The 24,947-nt window shown below is 65.9% G+C and carries 22 protein-coding genes and 1 tRNA gene; 17 read left to right on the forward strand and 6 right to left on the reverse strand.

All coding sequences use genetic code 11. The features are described from left to right. Positions 1 to 39: 39 nt before the first annotated feature. Positions 40 to 552, reverse strand: a complete 513-nt coding sequence (locus KY496_RS02995) for a hypothetical protein (RefSeq protein WP_219863815.1) — start codon at positions 550 to 552, stop codon at positions 40 to 42. 197 nt (positions 553 to 749) lie between these two features. Here KY496_RS02995 and KY496_RS03000 point away from each other — a divergent pair, with 197 nt between their 5' ends. Genes KY496_RS03000 through KY496_RS03010 form a run of 3 tightly spaced genes read left to right on the forward strand, consistent with a single transcriptional unit; the run spans position 750 to position 1,914 of the window. Next, positions 750 to 1,241, forward strand: coding sequence for a type VI secretion system tube protein Hcp (locus KY496_RS03000; RefSeq protein ID WP_184237909.1), 492 nt, complete (start codon positions 750 to 752; stop codon positions 1,239 to 1,241). Continuing rightward, positions 1,241 to 1,729 carry a hypothetical protein gene (locus tag KY496_RS03005; RefSeq protein WP_219863817.1) on the forward strand — a complete coding sequence of 163 codons (489 nt, stop codon included), beginning with the start codon at positions 1,241 to 1,243 and terminating at the stop codon, positions 1,727 to 1,729. The genes KY496_RS03000 and KY496_RS03005 overlap by 1 nt, the downstream gene beginning before the upstream one ends. Continuing rightward, a complete protein-coding gene (locus KY496_RS03010) occupies positions 1,726 to 1,914 on the forward strand; it encodes a hypothetical protein (protein ID WP_219863819.1) in 189 nt (62 codons plus the stop codon). The genes KY496_RS03005 and KY496_RS03010 overlap by 4 nt, the downstream gene beginning before the upstream one ends. Before the next feature lie 68 nt (positions 1,915 to 1,982). Here KY496_RS03010 and KY496_RS03015 read toward each other — a convergent pair whose 3' ends face one another. Both KY496_RS03015 and KY496_RS03020 read right to left on the reverse strand, forming a co-directional pair. Then, positions 1,983 to 2,126, reverse strand: a complete 144-nt coding sequence (locus tag KY496_RS03015; RefSeq protein WP_005670096.1) for a hypothetical protein — start codon at positions 2,124 to 2,126, stop codon at positions 1,983 to 1,985. A 212-nt stretch (positions 2,127 to 2,338) separates the two neighbouring features. Continuing rightward, positions 2,339 to 2,425 (reverse strand) — tRNA-Leu (locus KY496_RS03020). A 150-nt stretch (positions 2,426 to 2,575) separates the two neighbouring features. Here KY496_RS03020 and KY496_RS03025 point away from each other — a divergent pair. From KY496_RS03025 to KY496_RS03050, 6 genes are all read left to right on the forward strand, one after another. After that, positions 2,576 to 3,424, forward strand: coding sequence for a hypothetical protein (locus KY496_RS03025; protein ID WP_229520404.1), 849 nt, complete (start codon positions 2,576 to 2,578; stop codon positions 3,422 to 3,424). Positions 3,425 to 3,446: 22 nt separating this feature from the next. Further along, positions 3,447 to 5,690 carry a penicillin acylase family protein gene (locus tag KY496_RS03030; protein ID WP_219863821.1) on the forward strand — a complete coding sequence of 748 codons (2,244 nt, stop codon included), beginning with the start codon at positions 3,447 to 3,449 and terminating at the stop codon, positions 5,688 to 5,690. Between the two features lie 67 nt (positions 5,691 to 5,757). Further along, entirely contained in the window at positions 5,758 to 6,285 is a 528-nt protein-coding gene (locus KY496_RS03035) for a sugar O-acetyltransferase (RefSeq protein ID WP_307729064.1), read from the forward strand. Between the two features lie 98 nt (positions 6,286 to 6,383). Next, a complete protein-coding gene (locus tag KY496_RS03040) occupies positions 6,384 to 6,935 on the forward strand; it encodes a thymidine kinase (RefSeq protein WP_005670104.1) in 552 nt (183 codons plus the stop codon). Between the two features lie 7 nt (positions 6,936 to 6,942). Then, positions 6,943 to 7,521: a hypothetical protein gene (locus KY496_RS03045; protein WP_005670107.1), complete on the forward strand. Its 579-nt coding sequence runs from the start codon at positions 6,943 to 6,945 to the stop codon at positions 7,519 to 7,521. A 182-nt stretch (positions 7,522 to 7,703) separates the two neighbouring features. After that, the gene (locus KY496_RS03050; protein ID WP_005670109.1) at positions 7,704 to 10,007 is read left to right on the forward strand and encodes a carboxy terminal-processing peptidase; all 2,304 of its coding nucleotides are present in this window, start codon (positions 7,704 to 7,706) and stop codon (positions 10,005 to 10,007) included. 82 nt (positions 10,008 to 10,089) lie between these two features. Here the strand turns inward: KY496_RS03050 and KY496_RS03055 are convergent, their stop codons facing one another. Next, positions 10,090 to 11,058 carry an IS1595 family transposase gene (locus KY496_RS03055; protein WP_219863825.1) on the reverse strand — a complete coding sequence of 323 codons (969 nt, stop codon included), beginning with the start codon at positions 11,056 to 11,058 and terminating at the stop codon, positions 10,090 to 10,092. Positions 11,059 to 11,449: 391 nt separating this feature from the next. Here KY496_RS03055 and KY496_RS03060 point away from each other — a divergent pair, with 391 nt between their 5' ends. The 5 genes from KY496_RS03060 to KY496_RS03080 all read left to right on the forward strand — a co-directional run bounded on the left by KY496_RS03060 (position 11,450) and on the right by KY496_RS03080 (position 15,758). Continuing rightward, complete coding sequence (locus tag KY496_RS03060; RefSeq protein ID WP_219863827.1) at positions 11,450 to 12,190, forward strand: PEP-CTERM sorting domain-containing protein; 741 nt, start codon at positions 11,450 to 11,452, stop codon at positions 12,188 to 12,190. 128 nt (positions 12,191 to 12,318) lie between these two features. Beyond that, the gene (locus KY496_RS03065; RefSeq protein WP_219863829.1) at positions 12,319 to 13,530 is read left to right on the forward strand and encodes an acyl-CoA dehydrogenase family protein; all 1,212 of its coding nucleotides are present in this window, start codon (positions 12,319 to 12,321) and stop codon (positions 13,528 to 13,530) included. Between the two features lie 7 nt (positions 13,531 to 13,537). Further along, positions 13,538 to 14,773 (forward strand): acyl-CoA dehydrogenase family protein, encoded by a 1,236-nt coding sequence (locus KY496_RS03070; protein WP_219863831.1) that lies wholly within the window; start codon positions 13,538 to 13,540, stop codon positions 14,771 to 14,773. Next, complete coding sequence (locus KY496_RS03075) at positions 14,770 to 15,303, forward strand: MaoC family dehydratase (protein ID WP_373889466.1); 534 nt, start codon at positions 14,770 to 14,772, stop codon at positions 15,301 to 15,303. Before KY496_RS03070 ends, KY496_RS03075 begins: the two co-directional genes overlap by 4 nt. Beyond that, positions 15,303 to 15,758, forward strand: a complete 456-nt coding sequence (locus KY496_RS03080; RefSeq protein WP_219863833.1) for a MaoC family dehydratase — start codon at positions 15,303 to 15,305, stop codon at positions 15,756 to 15,758. The genes KY496_RS03075 and KY496_RS03080 overlap by 1 nt, the downstream gene beginning before the upstream one ends. A 7-nt stretch (positions 15,759 to 15,765) precedes the next feature. On the opposite strand, the gene KY496_RS03085 is transcribed toward KY496_RS03080, so the two are convergent. Further along, the gene (locus tag KY496_RS03085) at positions 15,766 to 16,719 is read right to left on the reverse strand and encodes a diguanylate cyclase domain-containing protein (RefSeq protein WP_219863835.1); all 954 of its coding nucleotides are present in this window, start codon (positions 16,717 to 16,719) and stop codon (positions 15,766 to 15,768) included. Next, positions 16,716 to 20,831: a response regulator gene (locus KY496_RS03090; protein ID WP_219863837.1), complete on the reverse strand. Its 4,116-nt coding sequence runs from the start codon at positions 20,829 to 20,831 to the stop codon at positions 16,716 to 16,718. Before KY496_RS03090 ends, KY496_RS03085 begins: the two co-directional genes overlap by 4 nt. Before the next feature lie 301 nt (positions 20,832 to 21,132). Between KY496_RS03090 and KY496_RS03095 the strand changes: the two genes are divergently transcribed. From KY496_RS03095 to KY496_RS27345, 3 genes are all read left to right on the forward strand, one after another. Then, positions 21,133 to 22,836 (forward strand): GspE/PulE family protein, encoded by a 1,704-nt coding sequence (locus KY496_RS03095; protein ID WP_071363109.1) that lies wholly within the window; start codon positions 21,133 to 21,135, stop codon positions 22,834 to 22,836. 11 nt (positions 22,837 to 22,847) lie between these two features. After that, entirely contained in the window at positions 22,848 to 24,080 is a 1,233-nt protein-coding gene (locus tag KY496_RS03100; protein ID WP_071363108.1) for a type II secretion system F family protein, read from the forward strand. A gap of 198 nt (positions 24,081 to 24,278) precedes the next feature. Continuing rightward, positions 24,279 to 24,758 (forward strand): type II secretion system protein, encoded by a 480-nt coding sequence (locus KY496_RS27345; RefSeq protein ID WP_219863839.1) that lies wholly within the window; start codon positions 24,279 to 24,281, stop codon positions 24,756 to 24,758. Positions 24,759 to 24,947 lie beyond the last annotated feature (189 nt).

A 24,947-nucleotide genomic window follows, 5' to 3' on the forward strand; every position in this document is an offset into this window, starting at 1 on the left:
CTGGCGAGAGTCGTCGTCCAGCAGGCCTGCATTGATGAACTACACGTCAGGATTAGGAGGATCGTTTAAATTGTCACATTGTGCGAACTCTGACGGATACCATTTCCTAAGCAGTTGAAGCGTAAGCGATCCTATTTTCTTGGCTGCAACGTCGAAGCCATCCTGATCCAGGTCTTGAAGCGCGATGAGGACGCTCAAGGGATCGGTTCTACCTTCTTTCTGGTGCGTAATCACGAGGCTGTCGTTGTCTACACTTATCGATACACAAGGAAGCTTCATAATTTCCTCAATGAAAGCAGGAGCACTGCAGTGCACCGTGCTGACCTTACGGTTCAGATGGTCGGGATTTATCTCCAGCTTCGGCTTGCGATCGTCGGGATAGTCACCAGTATAGGCGACGGATGAGTGCCTGAGAGACCGTAATCGATCCAGAGGCGTCTCTGCAATAGAGACGGAAAAAGCGATGGGATCGAACCGAAGGTCGCGAAAATCGGGTCGCCTGTGAATCAAGCGAGCATTGCGGAAGTAATCCGCTTTTGCGGAACTATTCACATTCCAAAATTTTCTGCGAAAGGTGCTTGGATATCGTCCGAATGTCGGACCTGACACCATCGGTGGCTGGCCGAAGTAAGGCCGCCGCCGCGCGCGCCCGTTGATTTGCTTCCTGTGTTGCGATGCGTGAAGCCAATGCCCGCTAGGTGCTGCCGAACAAGAATGATATTTATTTGGCAACCATCTACGAGGTCAGTATGGCAAGCGACGTTTATCTCAAAATCGAAGGTATCGCGGGCGAGTCGACGGATGACAAGCACAAGGACTGGATCGAAGTTGCGAACGTCAATTACGCCGTGCACCAGTCGAGGGCTGAAACAGTGTCAACGGCCGGCGGCCACTCAAGCGGACGGGCAGAACTGTTTCCGCTCAGCTTTACGAAGTTGGCCGACATCGCGTCGCCCGTCCTGCTGCAAACCTGCGCGACAGGCAAGACCATCCCGAAAGCGACGTTCGAGTTCATGCGCGCCGACGGCGATGGCAAGCCGATCCCGTACTTTAAGATCGAGCTGGAAAACTTGATGTTCTCGAACATCTCGCCCGACAGCGGCGAGGGCGGAATCATCACGGAGCGGGTGCACGTTGCGTACGCCAGGATCAAGTGGAGCTATCTCCGCCAGTCCATCCGTGGCGGCACGCAGGGCAATACGTCGGGTGGCTGGGACTGCTCCGCCAACAAGGTGTGCTGATGGGCCGCGCCACCAATAGCGCCATGCAGGCGCAGCCGAACAGCGCGTTGCAGGCAAGCGCGAAAAATGTACAGCGCTACGTCGGCGACGTCATGCTCAACTGCGTGGTGAGCCCATCAGCCTTCACGCATTGCCGCGCCGTGATCGTCAGTGGCGACCCAGGCAACCCCTGCGGTCATTCGCTGTTGCACACTGGCGGCGGATGGTATCTTCACGTGGCCTGCGAAAACACTGTCCCTAGGTTCATGAGCGAAGGAGGGTACAAACGCTATCTCCGGGAAAACAGCATGCGCGAGATTCGACGCTGGCCTATCAAGGTGCCGGATCCGCATGGCGCGCATCGGAAGCTGCAGGAGCTACTCGCGCGCAAGTGGCTCTGGTTGGGCATTCCTAATAATTGTGTGTCTTTTGTGAAGGAGGTTGTTCGGGCTGGTGGCAGCAAGGCCGGGATGTATTTCAACTGCCCGTCAGCGGAGGCGTTCGCATGAGCCGCGCTCTTATTTCCTTCGGTGCTGCCGTTTTCGTGGCGTTTTCGATATGGCTGACCATCGCAGTGCTTGCACCAATGCTGTACGTCGAGACGGCGTTTGTCATCATCTTTTATCCTTCGATCGCCTCCGGAATCGTCACAGCACTGGCACTGTGGGCGCATGCACGCAAGCGGCGAGTATAGGCCGCGCCGCTTCGGATTGGCACGCTACTGCGAGCTCGCGCCCACCATGATAGCCCGCCGCCCGACGGTTACGTGAGCACGCGTTCGATAATCGTTTGGAGCACATCGGCGCACGCCGTCATGCGCTCGGCCTCCTCGACGCCGATCATCGGCAGCAGGATGAGGGTGACGTCGACGCGGCTGGCGGTCATATGGTCGGTTTGGATGCGCATCCGCCCAGCGTAGTCGAATGGCTGGCGCCGCGAGCAGGGGCAAGTTTGTTCAGCGTGCGCCCCACAGTAAGCACAAGAAAGCTACGGGATCGAGTTGAAGGTTCGCGCGAAATCATTGAGGCCGCCGGTCAGTTGAGCGAGATTTGCGCAACTACTTCGTTTTTGCGGCACTACTCCCGATTGCGAGAGTGAGCTCCTATCCGCATAGGAACTGGTGCCCGGAGCCGGAATCGAACCGGCACGCCATTGCTGGCAGCAGATTTTAAGTCTGCGGTGTCTACCAGTTTCACCATCCGGGCAACGCCGGCGATTCTAGCACAAGCGTGCTCAATTCGGAGCAGTTCGGCAACTTTATCCCCCTGATAAGCCCATTGTCACGGCATGATCGCCCGCGCATACCACCCTGGCGATCTCTTGCATCTTTGGAACCCCCGCCCGGATGGTGTAGCATGCCAACCGGCGTCACCCATGGCGCCACCCCAGGCAAGACCACGCAAGGACAAGAATTGGACATCAAGATCAATGACGAGCTGCGGTCCTTCGTCGACCCGCTCACCGACATCGAATACGCCGCGCTCGAGCGCAGCCTGCAGGCCGAAGGCTGCCGCGACGCGCTGGTGCTCTGGCGCGACACGCTGATCGACGGTCATAACCGCTACGAGATCTGCAAGAAGCACGGCATTCCGTTCCGCACCGTCCACAACAACAACTTCGCCTCGCTCGAGGACGTGATGCTGTGGATGATCGACAACCACCTGGCGCGCCGCAGCGTGTCGGACTTCCAGCGCGGCGTGTTCGCCCTGCGCAAGAAGGAAATCGTCGCTGCGCGCATGGCCGAGAATCCGCCGGCGGAAGAGGGCGACAAGAACGCCCCGGCCGACGACACCTCGCCGCCATGGAATACGCGCGAGGACGTCGCCCGCGCGGCCCGCGTCTCGAGCAATACCATCAGCCAGATCGAACGCATCCAGAAGGCCGCCACCCCGCAGCTGCGCGAGGCGGTGCGCACCGGCGCCATCTCGATCAACGCCGCCGCCAACGTGGCGCAGCTGCCCGAAGAGCAGCAGATCGCCGCCGTCGCCGGTGGCCGCAAGGAATTGCAGCAGGCGGCGCGCCAGGTGCGCGAGCAGAAGATGGCCAGCCGTCCGAAAAAGGAGAAGGTCGAGCTCGACCCGGAAGACGAGCTGGCGGCCCTGCGCAAGGAAGTGGCAAGCCTGAAGGACCGCATGGCGACGCTGCTGACCGATAACCAGCGACTCAAGCAGCGCCTGGCCAACGCCGGCCTGGACGACGAATAACACGACCTGAAGGAAGACAAAGATGCGCATGCCCCGTTCGTTCACGCCGGTCCTGCTCGGCGCTCTCCTGGCTGGACTGGCCGCTCCCGGACTCGCCGTTGCCCAGGGCAAGGCGGCGACCAGCGCCGCGCCCGCAGCCCAGGCCTTCAGCGCCGCCGACGTCGCGCGCTGGAAGGCGACCGCGCAACGGGTGACGATCTTGCGCGACAAATGGGGCATTCCGCACATCTATGGCGGCACCGACGCCGACACCGTGTTCGGCATGCTATACGCCCAGGCCGAGGACGACTTCAACCGCATCGAGCTCAACTACATCAATGCGATGGGGCGCCTGGCCGAGGTCGAGGGCGAGAAGGAAATCTGGCGCGACCTGCGCATGAAGATGTACATCCAGCCGGCCGACATGCAGGCCAAGTACGCCGCCAGCCCGGTGTGGCTGAAGAACCTGATGAATGCCTTCGCCGATGGCCTGAACTATTACCTGCACACCCATCCCGAAGTAAAACCGAAGCTGCTGACCCGCTTCGAGCCATGGATGGCCCTGACGTTCAGTGAAGGCAGCATCGGCGGCGACATCGAGTCGATCGACCTCAAGGAACTGGAACGTTTCTATGGCAAACGTCCGGTGCTCGCCAGCGTCGGCGTCGACAAGGGTTTCGATCCCGAGCCACGCGGTTCGAATGGCTTCGCCATCGCCCCCAGGCGCTCGGCCAACGGCCATGCGCTGTTGATGATCAACCCGCACACCTCGTTCTATTTCCGTCCCGAAGTGCACATGGTCAGCGACGAGGGGCTCAATGCCTATGGCGCCGTGACCTGGGGCCAGTTCTTCGTCTACCAGGGCTTTAACGACAAGCTGGGCTGGATGCACACGTCGGGCGGTGGCGACGTGATCGACGAATACCTCGAGACCGTGGTCGAGCGCGATGGCGAGTTCTTCTATAAATACGGCAAGCACGAAGGCCGGATGCGCACCGCGCAGATCAACCTGCCGTACAAGACGCCCAACGGCGGCATGGCCAGCCGCACCGTCACCGCCTATTTCACCCACCACGGCCCGGTCGTGCGCCAAGAGGGCAAACAATGGGTGTCGGTCAAGATGATGGACGACCCGCTCAACGCGCTGACCCAGTCCTATACCCGCACCAAGGCGCGCGACTACAACGCTTTCTACAAGGCGATGGAGCTGCGCACCAATTCGTCGAACAACACGGTGTATGCCGATGCGCAGGGCAATATTGCCTACTTCCACGGCAATTTCATTCCGAAGCGTGACCCGCGCTTCGACTGGACCAAGCCGGTCGACGGCAGCAATCCGGCCACCGAGTGGCAGGGCCTGCACGAGATCAAGGAAACGATCACCCTGCTGAACCCGGCCAGCGGCTACATCTCCAATACCAACAACTGGCCGTGTAATGCGGCCGGCGCCGGCAGCAGTCCTCAATGCGCCCGCTACCCGGCCTATATGTGGTCGCTGCCCGAGAATGCCCGTGGCCGCAACGCCGATCGCGTGTTCAAGGAAGCGAAAGGGCTCGACGTCGATGGGCTGATCGCGGCGTCCTACGACACGCGCCTGGCCGCGTTCGAGCCATTGGTGCCGGCCGTGGTGGCCGATTACGAAGCGCTGCCCGAAAGCGATGCGCGCAAGGCCGCGCTGCTCGAGCAGATCGCCGTGCTGCGCGACTGGAACCTGCGTTACGCGATCGATTCGGTGCCGACGTCGCTCGCGGTCTATTGGGGGCAAGAGATGGTGGCGGAGCATGGCGCGCGTGCGCGTGCCGAACACATTCCGGCGGTAGACTACATCGCTACTCGCCTGAGCCCGGCCGACCGTCTTGATGCGCTGGTGCGCGCCTCGAACAGGCTGCAGGCCGACTTCGGCAACTGGCGCACGCCGTGGGGCGAGATCAACCGCTTCCAGCGCATCAGCGGCGACGTCGACCAGCAGTACGACGACAGCAAGCCCAGCATCCCGGTGGCTTTCGCCTCGGCCAACTGGGGTTCGCTGGCCTCGTTCGGCATGTCGGCCAAGCAGAAGACCAAGCGCATCTATGGCGATCGCGGCAACAGCTTCGTCGCGGCGGTCGAGTTCGGCCCACGCATCAAGGCCAAGAGCATCCTGGCCGGCGGCCAGAGCGGCGATCCGCGCTCGCCGCACTTCAATGACCAGGCGGCGATGTATGCGCGCGGCGAGTTCAAGGACGTGCTGTTCTACAAGGAAGACATCGAGCGCAACCTGGAGCGCAAATACCATCCCGGGCAGTAAGGCCTGCCGCCGCAGGCGCTGCGCCCGCTACTGAAAGGACCGCGTGGAACTGAGCGAAAAACAGAAAATGTTGGCTGGCATGCCGTACCACGCCAGCGATCCCGAGCTGCGCGCCGAGCAGAACGCCACGGCCGCCTGGCTGGCGCGCTACAACGCGGCGCTGGGTGAACCGGCCAGCTGGCAGGCGCTGCTGGGCGAGCGCATTGCGCGCGCGGGGCAGGGCACGACCGTGCGTCCCCCCTTCCACTGCGACTACGGCTGGCACGTCACCCTCGGCGCGCGCGTCTTCGTCAACTTTGATTGCGTGTTCCTCGACGTGGCGCCGATCACGATCGGCGACGATTGCCGCATCGGCCCGGGCGTGCACATCTATACGGCCGACCATCCGCGCGACCCGGCGCTGCGCCGCGCCGGTTTCGAGTCCGGGCGCCCGGTCACCATCGGCCGCAACGTCTGGATCGGCGGCGGCGCCATCATCCTGCCCGGCGTGACGATCGGCGACGATGCCATCGTCGGCGCCGGCAGCGTGGTGACCCATGACGTGGCGCCCGGCACCCAGGTCGCGGGCAATCCGGCGCAGCCGATTTCGGGCTGATCGCGGCCCTGTCCGGCGCCGAATGGCTGGCGGCGCCTGTTTCCCGCTTGCTATAATCGCAGCTTCGCATCGAAAGCACAGCAAGGCAGGACAGGGCAGTGGCCAAACTCTATTTCAGGTACTCGGCGATGAACGCCGGCAAATCGACTGCCCTGTTGCAGGTCGCCCATAACTACGAGGAGCAGGGCCAGCAGGTCAAGCTCTACACGGCGGCGATCGACAACCGCTATGGCGTCGGCCTGATCACCTCGCGCCTGGGCGCGCAGCGTAATGCCGAGGTGTTCGATAGCGACACTAATTTCCTTGAACAAGTGTCTGGCGTGGCTTGCCTGCTGGTCGATGAATCGCAATTTCTCTCCAGTGCACAGGTCAGCCAGCTGCACCAGCTGGCCCAGGTGCGCGGCGTGCCCGTCATCTGCTACGGGCTGCGCAGCGATTTTCGCGGCGAACCGTTCCCCGGTTCGGCCTACCTGCTGGCGCTGGCCGACGATATCGAGGAAATCAAGAATATCTGCACCTGCGGCAAGAAGGCGACCATGAATATCCGCGTCGACGACCAGGGCCGCCGCATCCGCGAAGGCGAACAGGTCAGCATCGGCGGCAACGAGCGCTACCGCCAGGCCTGCGGGCGCTGCTTCTACTCGGCCTGAGCCGGCCATGGCGTTCGCTTGCGGCGCCTGGCTTCCGGCCGCCGCCTGCGCCGCGGCCGGGCCCGCGCTCGACATCTTTCTGTACCTGATCCCGTCGGCCGCGCTGGCCGTGTTGCTGTGGATCGCCTCCAGCGCCCACCCCGCCTTCTTCGTCTTCACCGCCGCCGGCACGCTGTGCCATGAGCTCGCCCATTTCTCAGTGGGCTTGCTGACCAATGCCGAGCCGGTCGGGATGAGCGTGTTCCCGCGCCGGATCAAACGCCCCAAAGGTGGCCATAACTGGGAACTCGGCTCGGTCACCTTTGCCAACCTGCGCTGGTACAACGCCGCCCCGGCCGCGCTGGCGCCGCTGCTGGTGCTGCTGGTGCCGCTCGGCGTGGCATGGTGGCGCACGCGTGGGGGCCTGGCCTTCGAGCCGGTCGACCTGGCCATCATGTTCTTCCTCGCGCCCCAGTTCCTGTCATTCTGGCCATCCCCGGTCGACTGGAAGCTGGCGGCCCGTTCCTGGCCCTGGGCGCCACTGCTGGCGCTGGTCCTGGCATGCTGGTATTTCAAGGATGCCGCCCTGGGGCTTATCAAGGCGTAAATACTTGGCGAAAAATCGCTTACGGCAGACTTAATTTCCGGCGATTCCGGCGCTTCAAGCGGGACAAGCCGCCTCTGGCACGTGGTTCTATCCTGTAGAATGGACCGCAAAGCGCGGTATGGCTGGCTTATCGATATTGGTCATGTCGCAATCCGCAGGAATCCCGTACGGAGAAACGCAGAATGAAGAAGCACGTGCTCATCGCCGCCATGGCATTCGCCATGTCCGCCCATGTGGTGACCGCACAGCCCGAGAAATCGGCTGCCATCGCAACGCCCGCGGCGCCTGCCAAGCCGGCGGACTCCAAGAAAGCCGCCCCGGCCCCGTCCTCGCTCGAGATGAAGCCGATCGCCGCCCAGACCCAGGCCGCCCTGTGGGCCTCGCGCGTGCTGGGGCGCTATCACTACAGCCCGGTGCCGCTGGACGACGCGATGTCGGTCAAGATCTTCGACAGCTACTTCGATGGGCTCGATGGCGAGAAGCTGTACTTCGTGCAGGCCGACCTGGATCACTTCGCCGCGCTGCGCACCCAGATGGACGACGCGATCAACAACGAAGACCTGACCGCGCCGTTCGCCATCTACAACCTGTACCAGAAGCGCTTCGCCGAACGCATGGCCTATGCGCGCGGCCTGCTCAAGACCAAGTTCGACTTCACCTCCGACGAGACCATGGAGCTCGACCGCGAGAAGGCGGCCTGGGCCAAGAACGAGGACGAGATCCGCGACCTGTGGCGCAAGCGCGTCAAGAACGACTGGCTGCGCCTCAAACTGGCGGGCAAGGACGACAAATCGATCCGCGAGACGCTCGATAAGCGCTACGACAACTACGTCAACCGCATCCGCAAGCTGAACAACGAGGACGTGTTCCAGATGTTCATGAACGCGTACGCCACCGCGATCGAGCCGCACACCAACTACCTGGGTCCGCGCTCGGCCGACAACTTCGACATCGCGATGCGCCTGTCGCTGGAAGGCATCGGCTGCGTGCTGCAGTCGCGCGACGACTACACCATCATCCGCGAGATCGTGCCGGGCAGCCCGGCCGACAAGTCCGGCAAGCTCAAGGTCGGCGACCGCATCGTCGGCGTGGCCCAGGGCGACAAGCCGTTCGTCGACGTGCTGGGCTGGCGCCTGGACGACGTGGTGGCGCTGGTGCGCGGCGAGAAGGGCTCCACCGTGCGCCTGGACGTGATCCCGGGCGACGGCGGCGTCGATGCCAAGCACGTGACCGTCGCGATGGTGCGCAACAAGATCAGCATGGAAGAGCAGGCCGCCAAGAAGTCGATCATCAAGGTCAAGGAAAACGGCGTCGAGCGCCGCATCGGCGTGATCTCCCTGCCGACCTTCTACCAGGATTTCGAAGCGCGCCGCAAGGGCGACCGCGATTTCCGCAGCGCGACCCGCGACGTCGAGCGCATCCTGACCGAACTCAAGAAAGAGAAGGTCGACAACGTCCTGATCGACTTGCGCAACAACGGCGGCGGCTCGCTGACCGAGGCGGTCGAACTGACCGGCCTGTTCATCGACAAGGGCCCGGTCGTCATGCAGCGCACCGCCGAAGGCCGGGTCGAGGTCGAGAGCGACACCAAGCCGGGCCTGGCCTGGGACGGTCCGATGGGCGTGCTGATCAACCGCGGTTCGGCCTCGGCGTCCGAGATCTTCGCGGCGGCGATCCAGGATTATGGCCGCGGCCTCGTGATCGGCGAGCCGAGCTTCGGCAAGGGCACGGTCCAGACCCTGATCGACCTCGACCGCTTTGCGCCGAACGAGAAGATGCGCTACGGCGAGCTGAAGATGACCATTGCCCAGTTCTTCCGCATTAATGGCGGCACTACCCAGTTGCGCGGCGTGACGCCGGACATCAAGCTCCCGGTGCTGACCGATATGGACACCTTTGGCGAATCGTCCTACGACAATGCGTTGCCGTGGGTGGCGATCAAGCCGGCGCAGTACATGCCGCTGGGCGACCTGAAGGAACTCGTCGCACCGCTGCAGAAGCGCCATGAGGAGCGCATCGCCAACGACAAGGACTTCCAGTTCCTGCAGGAAGACATCAACGAGGTGCTGAAGCTGCGCAAGGAAAACGTCATCTCGCTGAACGAGACCGTGCGCCGCAAGGAGCGTGACGCCCAGGACGCCCGCTCGAAACTGCGCGAAGCACGCCTGGCGGGCGTCTCGGTGAACCAGGACGAGCCGGCCAGCGGTCCGGGCAGCGCCGAGAAGCGCGCCGAAGGCCCGGATCCGACCAAGCCCAAGAAATCGGTGGTCGCCGTGCGCGGCACCCCGCGCCAGGACGATGGCCTGCAAGGCGACGAGCGCGATCTCCAGGCCGAGCTGGCGGCCGAGAAAGCGGCCAAGGATGCCAAGGACGTGTTGCTGCAAGAGGCGGCGAACATCCTGGCGGACGAGGTCGGCATGCTGAAGACCGATACCCGGATGGCGTCGCGCGTGATGCCGTATATGACGGTGGTTCAAAGCAAGTAAGCACGCAGCACCGCGGCGCGAGGCCGCACTGGGAAAGGCCGCACCGTGACAGGTGCGGCCTTTTTTTATGGCGCTGTCATCGTTAGCTGTTGATGACCCCGAATGCAATACGCAGCAATTGCTCGACAGAAGTGACCCGCCCGCCATCGCGCGCCCATTGCCAGCCCAGATAATTTGGCAACCAGCGTGACGCCACGCCATGGAAGCGCGCCAGCCATCCCTTGAAGCGCCGGTGGTAGGCGTTCACGTTTTGCACATGGATGGCGCCCTCGATGCCATTGCGGACTCGCTCTCCGGCGCTGAGATTGACAGCCTGGTGTGCGATGCCATGGGCACGGGCGAAGGCGGGATAGGCGGCGTTGGTGTCGGTGACCAGCAGCGCTTGCGGATCGAGTTTCGGCAGAAGGTGCCTGACCAGCTGGGCCACTTTCAGGGCGCCGCGGCCGGTGACGGCGTCGATGGTCTGGCCGCTGCGGTCGCGCGCCACCAGGATGCAGTCGAGGTGATGCGAGATGCCGCGCAGGGCGGCCCTGCCACCGCGCTTGCGCGCCTGGCGGTCGAGCTTGCGCGAACCCTTCTGCGATTCGAGCAGGAACATTTCGTCGGCCTCGACGATACCCAAAAGGCGCTCAGGCCGGTCGTCCTTGACCCGGTCGAGGAAGCGGTGACGCCAGCGGAAGGTCGTGTTGCGGTGCACGCCGATACGCTTGGCCGCGGAGCGGACTGTGCGGGAGTCGAGCACCGTTTCCAGATAATCGAGCCACTTGCTTTTGTGCCTGAGCCGCGCCAGCGGCGTGCCGGTCAGGTCGTTGAAGGTGCGGCCGCATGCACAACAGCGAAAGCGCTGCAAATCGTTGGCCTGGCCGTGCCGGTGGCATCGATCGCAGGCGCAGTCGGGGCAGCGTCGCCCCTTTGATCGGATCTCACCGATGAGGGCGATCACCCGGTCGAGCCCGGCTGCCGGATGCAGCGCAGCCAGCACCTGCTGGCGCTGCGGCTGGTTCAGCAGCGCTAGCTGGGCGAACAGCTCTTCAAACTTCGGCGCTTGCATGGCGTGCTCCCCGGTCGATGGCGACCGGGATTGGACTGCGCGTCAGCTCAGCAGTTCAATGCTCATCCATGTCTAACGAGTACAGCGCCTTTTTTATCGGCATTCATAGCAGTGCGTCTCACCGCGTTTCTTGCTGGAATAACTAGCAAAGTTATCAGGCCGCGACCAGCCGCGGCACGGCCCTCTCAAAAGTCGATGTTCCTTAGGCAAGCTGAAGAGTAAAACATGAATGCTGTAAATAGCTGAAAGATGGCATGAAATGACCAGTACTCAACAGTAAAATCGCATGCACGATTTGCGGTGGGTCAAAACTTAAGTTTTTTTAGTTTGTGATACGATAACTATGTAGTTGTAAAAATAATAATCCTTACTTATCTTAGGAGTTATCTTCATGTCAACACGTCACCTCGTTGTTGCTGCCCTCCTGGCGTGCGCCGGCGCAGCCCAGGCAGATGTCGTTTCCACGACAGGCTTCCAAAATGGCTGGACCGCCGGTAACGGCACCAGCGTGATCGGTTCGGGTGTGCTCGGTAGCGACGTCAGCCTGGTCGGCGGCGTCGCGCACGGTACCACCGACAGCCTGATCGGCAAGGCCAGCGCCAGTCTGTCGTCCGCCGACGCACAGAAACTCTTCGTCCAGCAAGGCATCGACGCCTCCTACGTGCTGAGCGCCGGTAATGGCCTGCTCGCAGCCCGTTATGGCAACTCGGTGTCGGTCATCAACGACGGCGACGGCGTGAAGATCGTGCCTGGCCAGAATGCAGGTGGCGGCATCGCGGCGCCTGCCGCGCCAGTCGCCGGCGGTGGTAGTGCCGGCGGCGGCGCCGCGATCGGCGGTGGCGGTGGCGCCGCGGTTGGCGGTGGCGGTGCGACATCGGGCGGCGGCAGCGCGGCGCCAGGCGGCAGCAGCGGCAGCCCGGCCGTGCCGGATTCGGGCAGCGACAGCGGTGGCGGCAACGTGACCGTGCCGGCGCCGGATGCCGATCCGATCTTCACCCTGCCAGTCCAGGACCAGGTCGGCGCATTGCCGGATCAGGTCAACGCCGTGCCGGAACCAGGCACCATCGCGCTGATGCTGGCTGGCCTGATGGGCGCCGGCGCGTTCTCGCGTCGCCGCAACGCCAAGCAGTAATCGCCTTCGGGCTGGGCCCGGCGTCCAGCCCGATCGGCCGCGCCGCCCACGCTTGGCGGCGCGGCCGTTTCAGGTACAATCCTTGTGAACGATCGTGCTATTCATGACGACAACAACAAGGAGACGACGTGGACCTGTACTACTCCGACGAGGACCTGGCCTTTCGCGACCAGGTCCGCGCCTTTCTCGCTTCCCATCTTCCCCCTGAACTCCAGCACAAGGTTCGCCAGCACCTGCGCCTGAGCCGCGACGACTACGTCCGCTGGCACCGCGTCCTGGCCGCACAGGGTTGGGCCGCGCCCGGCTGGCCGGTCGAATACGGCGGTCCGGGCTGGACGCCGCTGCAGCGCCACATCTTCGAAGAGGAATGCGCGCTTGCCGGCACGCCGCAGGTGCTGCCGTTCGGCGTCAATATGGTGGCGCCCGTGATCATGGCCTTCGGCAGCCAGCAGCAGAAGGACTATTACCTGCCGCGCATCCTGTCCTGCGAGGACTGGTGGTGCCAGGGCTATTCCGAACCCGGCGCCGGCTCCGACCTGGCCGCGCTCAAGACGGGCGCCGTCCATCAGCAGGACAGTGCGGGCGATCACTACATCGTCAACGGCCAGAAGACCTGGACCACCCTGGCCCAGCACGCCGACATGATCTTCTGCCTGGTGCGCACCGATCCCGGCGTGCGCAAGCAGGAGGGCATTTCCTTCCTCCTGATCGACATGCGCAGTCCCGGCGTCACCGTGCGCCCGATCGCGATGCTCGACGAAGACCACGAAGTCAACGAAGTCAACGAAGTCTTCTTCGACAACGTCAAGGTGCCGGTCGCCAACCTGGTGGGCCAGGAAAACCGCGGCTGGACTTATGCCAAATACCTCCTCGGGCACGAGCGCACCGGCATCGCCGCCGTCGGCCGCTCCAAGCGCGAGCTGGCCTTCGTCAAGCGCCTGGCGCTGCGCGAACGCAAGCGCGGACGGGCGCTGCTGGACGATCCCCTGTTCGGCGCGAAAGTGGCGGCGCTCGAGATCGAATTGATGGCGCTCGAGATGACGGTGCTGCGCGTGCTGGCCAGGGGCGAGGCTGCGCCCGGTCCCGAAGCGTCGATGCTGAAGGTCAAAGGCACCGAGATCCAGCAGGCCCTCACCGAGCTGATGATCGAAGCGGCCGGCCCGCTGGCGCTGCCCTTCGATCCGGCCTACCTGTCCGGCGCGAGCGAACACGCCATCGCGGGCGACGACGATGCGGCTCCGCTGGCGGGCTACTACTTCAATTACCGCAAGACGTCGATCTACGGCGGATCGAACGAAATCCAACGCAACATCATCTCCCAGATGATCCTGGGACTGTGAGGACGGCATGCATTTCGAACTGAACGGGGAACAGCAGCAGCTGGCCGATGCGATCCGGCGCTGGATCGGCCGCGACTACGGCTTCGAGGCGCGGCGCGCGATCGTCCATTCCGAGCCGGGCGTCTCGCCAGACGCCTGGGCCACGATGGTCGAACTCGGCCTGACGGCGCTGCCGGTGCCCGAGGAACACGGCGGTTTCGGCGGCGACGCCCTCGCCATGTTCGGCGTGATGCAGGAACTCGGCCGTGGGCTGGTGGTCGAACCGTATGTGGCGACGGTGCTCGGTGTTGAATTCCTGCGCCGGGGTGGCGGGCACGGTGCGCTGCTCGAACGGGTCGCCGCCGGCAACGTCAAGCTCGCCTGCGCGCTGGGCGAACAACGATCGCGCCACGACGCCTTCGAGATCGCCACGCGGGTCGAGGCCGTCGACGGCGGCTATCGCCTGCATGGCGAGAAGCGGGTGGTGCTGCATGGCGCCGAAGCCGATGCCCTGATCGTATCGGCACGCGGCGCGCATGGCGCGGTGAGCTCGGGGAGCACAGGCGATGTGGGCAGTGTGGGTAGTAGGGACAATGGGCAGGGCATGGATGGCGTGAGCCTGTTCGTGGTGCCGCGCGACAGCGCCGGGCTGCGCGTCACCGGTTACCGCACGCTCGATGGCTTGCGTGCGGCTAACGTCGTGCTCGACGGCGTGGTGGTCGGGCCAGACGCCGTGATCGGGGCCGTGGAAGAGGGCGGCGCCATTCTGGATGCGGCGCTCGATTACGGCGCCGGCCTGCTGTGCGCCGAGGCGCTGGGGGCGATGCAGGCCCTGTTCGACACGACGCTCGAGTACCTCAAGACGCGCCAGCAGTTCGGCGCGCCGATCGGGAAGTTCCAGGCGCTGCAGCACCGGATGGCCGACATGGCGATCCACCTCGAGCAGGCGCGGTCGATGGCCTTGCTGGCGGCGCTGGCGCTGGCGCGTTCGGGTAGCGGGGCCGATGCCAATGTCAGTCGCGATGCTGCTGCGAACATCGAGACGCGCCGGCGCGTGGTGTCGGCCGCCAAGTACCGCGTGGGCCTGGCCGCGCGCTTCATCGGCCAGGGCGCCATCCAGCTGCACGGCGGCATGGGCGTGACCGACGAGCTGCCGGCCTCGCATTACTTCAAGCGCCTGTCGATGATCGAACTGACGCTGGGCGATATGGACCACCACCTGGAGCGCTTCATCGCGCAGCCGGGATTCCGGGAGGCCGCATGACGGCAGGACCAGACGAGGGAGCGGGCATGGCGGCCAACGCGCGCGCGCACGTCCAGGCCGATGCGCCGGCCGGCAAGCGCTGGTATTTCGAAGATTTTTATCCCGGCCAGGAAATCGACCTGGGCGAGCGCAGCGTCACCGAAGCCGAGATCCTCGCCTTCGCCAGCGCGTTCGACCCGCAGTCCTTCCACGTCGACGCCCAGGCGGCGCAAGCGTCGCCGTACGGCGGCCTGATCGCCAGCGGCTGGCATACCTGCAGCATGATGATGCGCATGGTGGTCGACGGCCTGTTGAGCGCGGCCGACGGCATGGGTTCGCCCGGCCTCGATGGCGTGCGCTGGCTGCAGCCGGTGCGCGCCGGCGACACGCTGCGCGTGCGCTATCTCACGCGCCAGGTCAAGGCGTCCGCCAGCAAACCCGATCGCGGCGTCGTCTGGTCGACCTGGACCGCCACCAACCAGCACGGCGTCCCGGTGTGCACGGTCGACGGCATCGGACTCTACGGGCGCCGGCCCGCCAGGGAGCAATGATGGCCACCACGATCGCACTCGATGCATTGCCGGCGCGGGTCGGCAGCGAAGTCGCCGTGTCCGACTGGTTCGAGGTCGGGCAAGAGCGCATCGCCACCTTTGCCGAAGCCACCGACGACCGCCAGTGGCTCCACCTCGATCCGGAGCGCTGCAAGCGCGAGTCGCCGTTCGGCCAGCCGGTGGCGCATGGCTTCCTCACGCTGTCGCTGCTGCCGGCCATGCTCACCAGCGCGCTGGCGATCGAGGGCATGCGGATGGGCGTCAACTATGGCCTGAACAAGGTGCGCTTCCCGAGTCCGCTGCCGGCCGGCAGCCGGGTGCGCGGGCGCTGGACCCTGCGCGGCGCCGATGCGGTCGCCGGCGGTTGGCAATTCAGCTGGGACGTGACGATCGAGGCCGACGGGGCCGCCAAGCCCGTGTGCGTGGCCGAGTTCCTGATCCGCTGCTACGCCTGACGCATCATCATGCAACGTGGCCGCCGGCATTGCCGAGCGCGCCCACGCCGCCCATCCGGTACTGATTGCGCCCGCCCGCCTTGGCCTGGTAGAGCAGGGCGTCGGCGCTGGCCACCAGCACGTCGGCGCCTTGCGCATCGCCCGGCACCAGGCTCGCCAGCCCCAGGCTCATCGTCAGGTGCGGGGCCGTGGGCGACGCCGCATGCGGCAGGCCGAGCTGGGCCAGTTCGGCCTGCAGGCGATGCGCCACGCCTTCGGCGCCGAGCGCATCGAGCTGGGGCAGCAGGATGGCGAATTCCTCGCCGCCATAGCGGGTGACCAGGTCGTGGGTGCGGCCGGCGCCGCGCCGCAGCGCCGCCGCCACCTGCACCAGGCAGGCGTCGCCGGCCTGGTGGCCGTAGTGGTCGTTATAGGCCTTGAAATGATCGACGTCGGCCAGGATCAGCGCCACCGGCAGCCCGGCGCGCGCGCAGCGGCGCCATTCGGCTTCCAGGCGCTCATCGAAAGCGCGGCGGTTGGCCACGCCCGTCAGCGGATCGGTCAGGGTCAGCGCGCGCAGGGCGTCGGCCTGGCGCTTGACGGTCAGCTGGGTGCGCACGCGGGCGCGCACCACCGCCGCATTGACCGGCTTGGTGATGAAGTCGGCAGCGCCGGCCTCCAATGCGCGGGTCTCGTCCTCCGGCGTCTTGAGCGCGGTGACGAAGATGACCGGGATGTCGCGCGTCTCGGGGGCTGCGCGCAGGGCCGCGCACACGGCGTAGCCGTCCATGTCGGGCATCATGGCGTCGACCAGGATCAGGTCGGGGTGCTGGGTGCGCGCCAGCTCGAGCGCGCGCTCGCCATCCAGCGCGAACAGCACTTCCTGCTCTTCCTGCAGCGCCGCATGCAGGATCTGGATGTTTTCCATCGCATCGTCGACCACCAGGATGCGGCCATTGAGTGCCATCTCGGTCCAGCTCACGGATTTCCCTTTCGCTTCATGAGGTCTGCCACCTGGCGCGCCGCCTCGTCGAAGCGCAGGGTGGCGACGGCATCGGCCAGCGCGGCCGCGGCCGGCTGCCCGGCGGCAAGCGCCAACGCCGGCCGCAAGGCGCCTTCGGCGGCGATCGCCCTCATATTGTTATTCTCCAGTAAGTGGAGCAGGCGCGCCAGCGGAGCGTGCAGCGTGGCGCCGTCATCCATGTCGGGTAGGTCGTGGGCCGCCTCCCGGGTCAGGTCGTGGGCGGCAGGCGGCGCCAGCTCGCGCGCGGTCGCGGCCACGGCATCGAGCGCGCGCGCCAGGTCGGCCAGGCGCAGGCGCACCGTGCCGTCGTCGGCGTCGCGCAGCGCGTGCTCGAGCGCATGGGCCGCCTCGGCCGCTTCGGTGGCGCCGAGATTGGCGCTCACGCCGCGCAGCCGGTGCGCCAGCTGGCCGGCGGCGCCGCGTTCGCCGGCCTCGACGTGCGCGCGCAGTTCGCCGAAGGTCTGCGCCTGGCCGTCGGCGAAGCGGATGAACAGCTCGCAGAAGCGCTCGACGCTGCCGGCGAAACGCGGCAGGGTCGATTTCAGGTCGATGCCGGGCAGATGCGGCAGCGACGCAGGCGGCGCCGGCTCGGCGTTTGCCGTCGCGGGCGTGTGCTGTCCGCGTTGCGTTACCCGCGACAAGGTCGCCACCAGCGCATCGACGTCGATCGGCTTGGCCAGGTGGGCCTGCATGCCCGCGTCAAGGGAGCGCTGGCGGTCTTCGTCCATCGCATTCGCGGTCATGGCGACGATCGGCAGGTCCAGGCCGGCGGCGCGGATCGCGGCGGTCGCCTCGAAGCCGTTCATCACCGGCATCTGCAAGTCCATCAGCACCACGTCGAAGGCGGCGTCTTCCTGCAGCATGCTCAGCGCGGCGCGGCCATTGGCGGCGATCTCGAGCGTGGCGCCGGCGTGGGCCAGGATGAAGCCCGCCACTTCCTGGTTGATCTGGTTGTCCTCGACCAGCAGCACGCGCAGGCCGCGCAGGGCGCCGGCCAGCGGCGTGCTGGCGGTGATCGGATGCGCCGCTCCGGCGCCGCCCAGCAGCCGCTCCACGGCCGCGCCCAGGCTGGCGCGTGTGAAGGGTTTGCCCAGCACCGCCGTCACGCCCAGCCCATTGGCCGGGTCGTCGGCCAGCTCGGCATAGCGCTCGGTGTCGGGGTCGGGCGCCAGCAGGCAAAAGCGCGGCGCGGGCACTTGCGCCGCGCGCACGGCCGAGATCAGGGGCAGGCCGTCCAGGCCCGGCATGGCGCTGTCGACGAAGGCGATGTCGTAGCGCGCGCCGCGCAGCGCCTCGAGGGCGGCGGCGCCATCCGGCGCTGTGTCCACCCGCCAGCCGAAGGCGGCGCAGGCCGCGGCCAGGGCGGCGCGCGCGCTGGCGTTGTCGTCGGCCACCAGGACGCGCAGGGCGTCGTCTTCGGGGGCCGGCGCCTCGGGCGCGGCTTCCAGCACCGGGAACGACAGCGCGAAGCGGAAGGCGGCGCCGGCGCCGGGCACGCTGTCCAGGCGCAGGGCGCCGCCGGCCAGCTCCACCAGCCGGCGCGCGATCGACAGGCCCAGGCCGGCCCCGCCATACTTGCGCACGGTCGAGCTGTCGGCTTGCGAGAACACTTCGAAGATGCCGGCCTGCACCTCGGGGGCGATGCCGATGCCGGTGTCGCGCACCTCGAACGCCAGGCGCGCCTGGCCGTCGGCCTCGCCGCGCAGCGCGATCGACAGCACGATCTCGCCGCGCTCGGTGAACTTGACCGCATTGCCGACCAGGTTGAGCAGCACCTGCTCGAGCCGCACCGGATCGCCTTCCAGCAATGGCGGCAGGCGCGGATCGACCGCGAACGCCAGCTCCACGCCCTTGGCCCAGGCGCCTGGGCCGTGCAGCACCGCGATGCTGGCCAGGATCGCGTCCAGGCGCAGCGGGATGCGCTCCAGGGTCAGCTGGCCGGCTTCGATGCGCGAGAAGTCGAGCAGGTCGCTCAGCATGCCCAGCAGCGAGCGGGCGGCGGTGCGCATGCGCGCCACGTAGCCGCGTTCGCGCTGGCCCAGCTGGCCTTCCTCGAGCAGGCGCGCCAGGCCGACGATGGCGTTCATCGGCGTGCGCAGCTCGTGGCTCATGTTCGCCAGGAACTCGCTCTTGGCGCGGCTGGCCTGTTCGGCCAGGCGCAGCGCCGCCTCGAGCTGGACGCCGGTCGCGCGCAGCGCGGCCTCGGCCGCGACCCGGGTGCTGATGTCGCGGATCGTGGCCTGCATCATGCCGACGCCGCCGATGTCGACCCGGGTCAGCAGGATGTCGGCATGGAACACGCTGCCGTCGGCGCGCAGGTGCAGCCACTCGAAGGCGTCGCGGCCTTCCTCCAGCGTGCGCCGCATGTGCTCCAGCGCCACCTCGTTGCTCGGGCGGCCGTCGGCCTGCAGCAGCGGCGACAGGCTGGCCGGCGATTCCTCGAGCAGGGCGGCCGGGGTGGCGAAGCCGAACAGGTCGGCCGCCGCCTGGTTGGCGCTGACGTAGCTGGCGCCGTAGGCCAGCAGCAGGTGGGCGTCGCCGGCGGCCTCGAACAGGGCGCGGAACATCTCCTGGTGGTCGCGCTCGCGCTGCAGCTGGCGCTTGCGCTCGGTGACGTCGAGCACCACCGCGTTCACGCCCATCAGCTCGTGGTCGGGCCCATACACGGGGAAGTAGCTCGAGATCCAGTGCCGCGTGCTGCCCGGCGCCGATGGGGCGTCGCCGGTGGCCTCGATCTCGACCAGCGGCCGGCCGCTGGCGATCACGCGCCGGTAGTTCGCTTCGAATTCCTCGCCGATCGGTCCCAGCAGCTCCGGCAGGCTGTGGCCGGCGTGGTCGCGCGCCGGGCGGCCGTTGATGTCGGCCAGGTAGTCGTTGACCATCACCACCCGCAGTTCGGTGTCCATGAAGCACAGGCCGACGGGGATCGAGGCATACACCGTTTCCAGCTGCGCCTTGGAGCGCTCCAGCTCTTGCGTGCGCTCGGCCACCAGCGTCTCGAGGCCGCGCCGGTGTTCCTGCAGCTCGGCGTCGACCCGGCGCAGCGCGTGCGCCACCGTCTCCACCTCGCGGATGCTCGAAGACGGCAAGACCAGCGGCTCGCCGCGTCCGAGCCGCTCGGCGGGACCGGCCAGGCCCTGCACGGCGCGCGCGATCGAGCCGCCCAGGGCCCAGGCCAGGGCCAGGCTGATCGCCAGCAGGACGGCGATCACGGCCACTGTCTTGGCCATCGACTGCCCCAGCAGTTCGCCGGCCGCGTTGTACGGATAGCGGATCGTCACCACCCAGCCGTGCTCGGGCGCACGCGCGAAGGCCGCGTAGCCCGGCGCGTCGCTGCTCCGCGGCAGTTCGACGATGCCGGCGCTGCTGCGCGTCACGGCCGTGGCCAGCGCCGGTTCCATCGGCAAGCCCAGGTGCTGGCCGCCATCGGCGCTGCGCGAGATGGTCAACAGGTGGCGGTCGTAGATGCCGGCGATCCAGCCCTCCGGCAGGTGCTGGCTGTCGAGCAGCTCGGCCATGCGGCGCGGGCGCAGATGCACCGACAGCACGAAGCGCACCTCGCCCTCGTGCCAGATCGGCACTTCGACCGACAGCGCGTGCTGGCCGCCGCCGTCCAGCCTGTGCAGGCCGGATGCCACGGTGTTGCCGGTCTCGGCCACGCGCCGGATGTCGTCCTCGTTGCCGGCGCGCGGCAGCGGCACGCCGATGGGATAACGGGTATTGATCAGTGGCATGCCGTTCGGCAGGCTCAGGACGAAGGCCTGCGCCGGGAAGTCGGGCCGCAGCAGGCTTTTGGCCACCTCGTGGATGGCGACCATGTCGCCCCTGGCCATCATCGCCGTGTTGGCCAGGACCCGGGCCGCCGTCTCGCCGCTTTCGATGTCGCGGTCGACCGCCGCCGCCAGCACCTCGGCCACGGTCTGGGCGTCGCGTGAAACGTGGTCGCGTTCGCGCAGCGCGGCATCGCGCGCCAGGGCGATGTAACCGACCAGGATCGGCAGCGCGCAGGCCAACACCAGGATGTAGAGCTTGACGCGGATCGAGGGCAGCGACAGACGGACAAATGGCAAGGACGACTCCTGGTTTAAACACGGTAATGGACGCAGGCCTCATGTTAGCTGGCCCCATCCATACCGCATAGCGTCGGTTTTGATTGCCGCCACGCATCGTCTTTACGCTGCAACATGCCGGATCGGCCATATTGTCCTGAATGAATGTCGCGAACCGGTCAGTCGATGGCGGATTGTTACCGTAAGGCGTGGGCAACGAGGCGAAATCGAGACAGTATCGCGCGCCAGCACGATGCCGATAATCACTATTGTTCCCTCAGGCATTAAAATCCCTCTTGCAAGAATTAACCCAAGGGATGGTATGGCAAGGCCAGAGAAAGTCCGCCTCGGCGAAGTGCTGATGCAGCAGAAACTGTTGAGCGAAGAGCAACTGCAGCAGGCGCTCGCCGACCAGAAGCGCACCGGCCGCAAGCTCGGCCGGGTATTCGTCGAAAGCGGCTTCGTCACCGAAGACCAGATTTCGGGCGCGCTGGCGCGCCAGCTCGACATCCCTTACCTGAACCTGAAGTTCTACAACATCAACGCCGACCTGGTGCGCCTGCTGCCCGAGACCGCGGCGCGGCGCTTCCGCGCGCTGGTGCTGGAAGACCGCAGGGAGACGATGCTGGTCGGCGTATCCGACCCGACCGACCTGTTCGCCTACGACGAGATCGCGCGCCTGCTTAAAAAAGGCGTCGAGCTGGCGGTGGTCAACGAGACCGAGGTCCTGGGCGCGATCGACCGCATCTACCGCCGCACCGGCGAGATCACGGGCCTGGCGCGCGAGGTCGAGGCCGACCTGGGCGACGCCTCGATCGACTTCGGCGCGCTGGCCGCCAATCCGGGACTGGAGGAAGCGCCGATCGTCAAGCTGCTGCAATCGGTGTTCGACGACGCGGCCCAGGTGCGCGCATCCGACATCCACATCGAGCCGCAGGAAGGCCGGCTGCAGATCCGCTTCCGTATCGACGGCGTGCTGCACCTGCAGACCGAGGCCGACCTCAAGGTGGCCACGCCGCTGGCGCTGCGCCTGAAACTGATGGCCGATCTCGACATCTCCGAGAAACGCCTGCCGCAGGACGGCCGCTTCGCGGTCAAGGTGCGCAACCAGCGCATCGACGTGCGTATCTCGACCATGCCAACCCAGTACGGCGAATCGGTTGTCATGCGTCTGCTGAACCAGGTCGCCGCCCACCTGCGGCTCGACGCGATCGGCATGCCGGCGCGGCTGGTCGAGCGTTTTCGCGCCATCGTCGCCCGGCCCAACGGCCTGGTGCTGGTGACCGGGCCGACCGGCAGCGGCAAGACCACGACGCTGTACAGCGCCTTGTCAGAACTGAACTCGGTCGAGAAAAAGCTCATCACGGTCGAGGATCCGGTGGAATACCGCCTGTCGGGCATCAACCAGGTGCAGGTCAACGACAAGATCGAGCTGTCGTTCGCGCGCGTGCTGCGCTCGGCGCTGCGGCAAGACCCGGACATCGTGCTGGTTGGCGAGATGCGCGACCAGGAAACCGCCGCCATCGGCCTGCGCGCCGCGATGACGGGCCACCTGGTGCTGTCGACGCTGCACACCAACGACGCCGCCTCGACCCCGCTGCGCCTGATGGACATGGGCGTGCCGCGCTATATGGTGAGCGGTTCGCTGCAGGCGGTGCTGGCGCAGCGCCTGGTGCGCGTGATCTGCGAGAGCTGCAGCGTCGACTACCAGCCGGCCGCCAACGAGGTCGACTGGCTGCGCGCCGAACTGGGCGAGCATGCCGCGACCACGCGCTTTTATCACGGCAAGGGCTGCTCGCACTGCAACGGCACCGGCTATCGCGGCCGCACCGGCGTCTATGAGTTGCTGGAGATGACGCGCGCCGTCACCGACGCGGTCAATCATCCGGATCCGGGGCATTTCCTCAAGGTCGCCCACACCGAGATGCGCGGCGAGACCCTGCGCCGCCACGCGGTGAGCCTGGCGGTGCAAGGGCGTTCGACCATCGCCGAGGCGATGCGGGTCAGTAACCAGATGGACGACTGATCTAGAAGCCCATGCCATATTTCGCCTACAAGGGCCGCAACGGACGCGGCGAGCAGGTAACGGGCGTGCTCGAAGGCGCCGACAGCGGGGCCGTGGCCGACCAGCTGTTCGGCAGCGGCGTGACGCCGACCGAGATCACCGTCACCCGCAAGCGCGCCACGACCGGTGGCCCGGGCTGGCGCGAGCGCCTGTTCGAGAAGAAGGTCACGTCGATGGACGTGCAGCTGTTCAGCCGCCAGATCCATACCCTGCTCAAGTCCGGCGTGCCGATCATGCGCGGCCTGGCCGGGCTGCAGGAGTCGGCGATCAGTCCGGCGTTCGGCCGCGTGATCAAGGACCTGCGCGAGTCGCTGGACGCGGGCAGGGAATTGTCCGCCGCCATGATGCGCCATCCGCGCTGCTTCTCGCCGTTCTACCTGTCGATGGTCAAGGTCGGCGAGATGACGGGACGCCTGGAAGAAGTCTTCCTGCGCCTGTTCGACCACCTGGAATTCGACCGCGACATGCGCGAGCGGGTCAAGACGGCGCTGCGCTATCCGAGCTTCGTGGTGATCGCGATGGTCATCGCCATGGTGGTGGTCAACATCTTCGTCATTCCGCAGTTCGCCTCGGTGTTCAAGTCGTTCGGGTCCGAATTGCCGCTGATGACGCGTGTGCTGCTGGCCACCTCGGGCTTCACGGTCAAGTGGTGGCCGGCCATCGCCGGCGCCGTGGCGCTGGCCTGGTTCGGATTCAGGGCCTGGACCCGCACCGCGCAGGGGCGCTTGGCGTGGGACCGCTACAAGCTGCGCCTGCCGATCGCAGGCAAGATCATCCACAAGGGCACGATGGCCCGCTTCGCGCGCAGCTTCGCGCTGTCGATGCGCAGCGGGGTGCCGATCGTGCATGCGCTGACCGTGGTGTCGCAGACGGCCGACAACGCCTATCTGAGTTCGCGCATCGAGCAGATGCGCGACGGCGTCGAGCGCGGCGACAGCATCCTGCGCACCTCGACGGCGGCGAACGTGTTTACGCCGATCGTGCTGCAGATGATCGCGGTGGGGGAAGAGACCGGGTCGATCGACGACCTCATGGATGAGATCGGCCAGATGTACGAGCGCGAGGTCGACTACGAGCTCAAGACGCTGTCGAGCCAGATCGAGCCGATCCTGATCACCTTCCTGGGGGCGATGGTGCTGGTCCTGGCGCTGGGGATCTTCATGCCGATGTGGGACCTGGGGCAGGCGGCGATCCATCCGAAATAGGCGCACGCGGTGCGCGCTGTTGCAAAAAGAACGCATCGGCTTGAGCAAACTTAAAATTCCATCAATGAAACATTGCCTTTAAGCGATCCTTTTGCTCTCAAGACATCAAAGTTGCAGTTTCTCACGGTAGAATTGAGCAGCAAGTACATGTTCAGCAGGACGGCCACTCGTCCCCACCACCGTAACGGAGAAAAAAGAATGAAAACCAGTTTCAACAAAAAGGCGCAGAGTGGTTTCACCCTGATCGAACTGATCGTGGTGATCGTCATCCTGGGCATCCTGGCCGCCACCGCGCTGCCGAAGTTTTCCGGCCTGAACGGCGATGCGCGCATCGCGAGCCTGAATGCGGTGAAGGGTTCGCTGGCGTCGACCTCGGCCATGCTGCATGGCCGTGCCCTGATCAACCCGAATCCGCAGAACGGCGTGTTCCAGGTCGAAGGCGGCATCAACGTTCCGATGGGAACCACCGGCTACGCGAATGCATCGACCGAGCTCGCTGCCGCCGCCGGATTGAGCACCGATGACTACACCGTCGCCGACGAAGACACGGTGCTGAAAATCACGCCGAAGAGCGTGCCTTCCGCGCTCGCGACGACCTGCCATGTCACTTATACGGAAGCCGCCAGCGCCAATGCCGCGCCGGTCATCGCCCTCGCCAGCAACCTGAAGTGCGAGTAAGTTTCGCCTGATGCACGACGGGCGCTGCGATTGCAGCGCCTTTTGTTTATGGACAGCCCGCGTGCTTGTGCTTTCTGACCACACTCGGCGGCCAACTTGCGCTGGATCAGCGATTTTTTACGATTCCGGCGCGTGCGTCTTGTCTATAATCAAGTCTTCAAAAGCCGACAATGTACGATCACCGACACA

It is taken from the genome of Massilia sp. NP310 (assembly GCF_019443485.1).
Classification (GTDB): domain Bacteria; phylum Pseudomonadota; class Gammaproteobacteria; order Burkholderiales; family Burkholderiaceae_D; genus Telluria; species Telluria timonae.

Bases quoted from the DNA above. Each gene is read 5' to 3' on its own strand.
- KY496_RS03000 (WP_184237909.1), top strand. From the start codon at position 750: ATGGCAAGCGACGTTTATCTCAAAATCGAAGGTATCGCGGGCGAGTCG.
- KY496_RS03005 (WP_219863817.1), top strand. From the start codon at position 1,241: ATGGGCCGCGCCACCAATAGCGCCATGCAGGCGCAGCCGAACAGCGCG.
- KY496_RS03010 (WP_219863819.1), top strand. From the start codon at position 1,726: ATGAGCCGCGCTCTTATTTCCTTCGGTGCTGCCGTTTTCGTGGCGTTT.
- KY496_RS03015 (WP_005670096.1), bottom strand. From the start codon at position 2,126: ATGCGCATCCAAACCGACCATATGACCGCCAGCCGCGTCGACGTCACC.
- KY496_RS03025 (WP_229520404.1), top strand. From the start codon at position 2,576: ATGCCAACCGGCGTCACCCATGGCGCCACCCCAGGCAAGACCACGCAA.
- KY496_RS03030 (WP_219863821.1), top strand. From the start codon at position 3,447: ATGCGCATGCCCCGTTCGTTCACGCCGGTCCTGCTCGGCGCTCTCCTG.
- KY496_RS03035 (WP_307729064.1), top strand. From the start codon at position 5,758: ATGTTGGCTGGCATGCCGTACCACGCCAGCGATCCCGAGCTGCGCGCC.
- KY496_RS03045 (WP_005670107.1), top strand. From the start codon at position 6,943: ATGGCGTTCGCTTGCGGCGCCTGGCTTCCGGCCGCCGCCTGCGCCGCG.
- KY496_RS03050 (WP_005670109.1), top strand. From the start codon at position 7,704: ATGAAGAAGCACGTGCTCATCGCCGCCATGGCATTCGCCATGTCCGCC.
- KY496_RS03055 (WP_219863825.1), bottom strand. From the start codon at position 11,058: ATGCAAGCGCCGAAGTTTGAAGAGCTGTTCGCCCAGCTAGCGCTGCTG.
- KY496_RS03060 (WP_219863827.1), top strand. From the start codon at position 11,450: ATGTCAACACGTCACCTCGTTGTTGCTGCCCTCCTGGCGTGCGCCGGC.
- KY496_RS03070 (WP_219863831.1), top strand. From the start codon at position 13,538: ATGCATTTCGAACTGAACGGGGAACAGCAGCAGCTGGCCGATGCGATC.
- KY496_RS03075 (WP_373889466.1), top strand. From the start codon at position 14,770: ATGACGGCAGGACCAGACGAGGGAGCGGGCATGGCGGCCAACGCGCGC.
- KY496_RS03080 (WP_219863833.1), top strand. From the start codon at position 15,303: ATGGCCACCACGATCGCACTCGATGCATTGCCGGCGCGGGTCGGCAGC.
- KY496_RS03095 (WP_071363109.1), top strand. From the start codon at position 21,133: ATGGCAAGGCCAGAGAAAGTCCGCCTCGGCGAAGTGCTGATGCAGCAG.
- KY496_RS03100 (WP_071363108.1), top strand. From the start codon at position 22,848: ATGCCATATTTCGCCTACAAGGGCCGCAACGGACGCGGCGAGCAGGTA.
- KY496_RS27345 (WP_219863839.1), top strand. From the start codon at position 24,279: ATGAAAACCAGTTTCAACAAAAAGGCGCAGAGTGGTTTCACCCTGATC.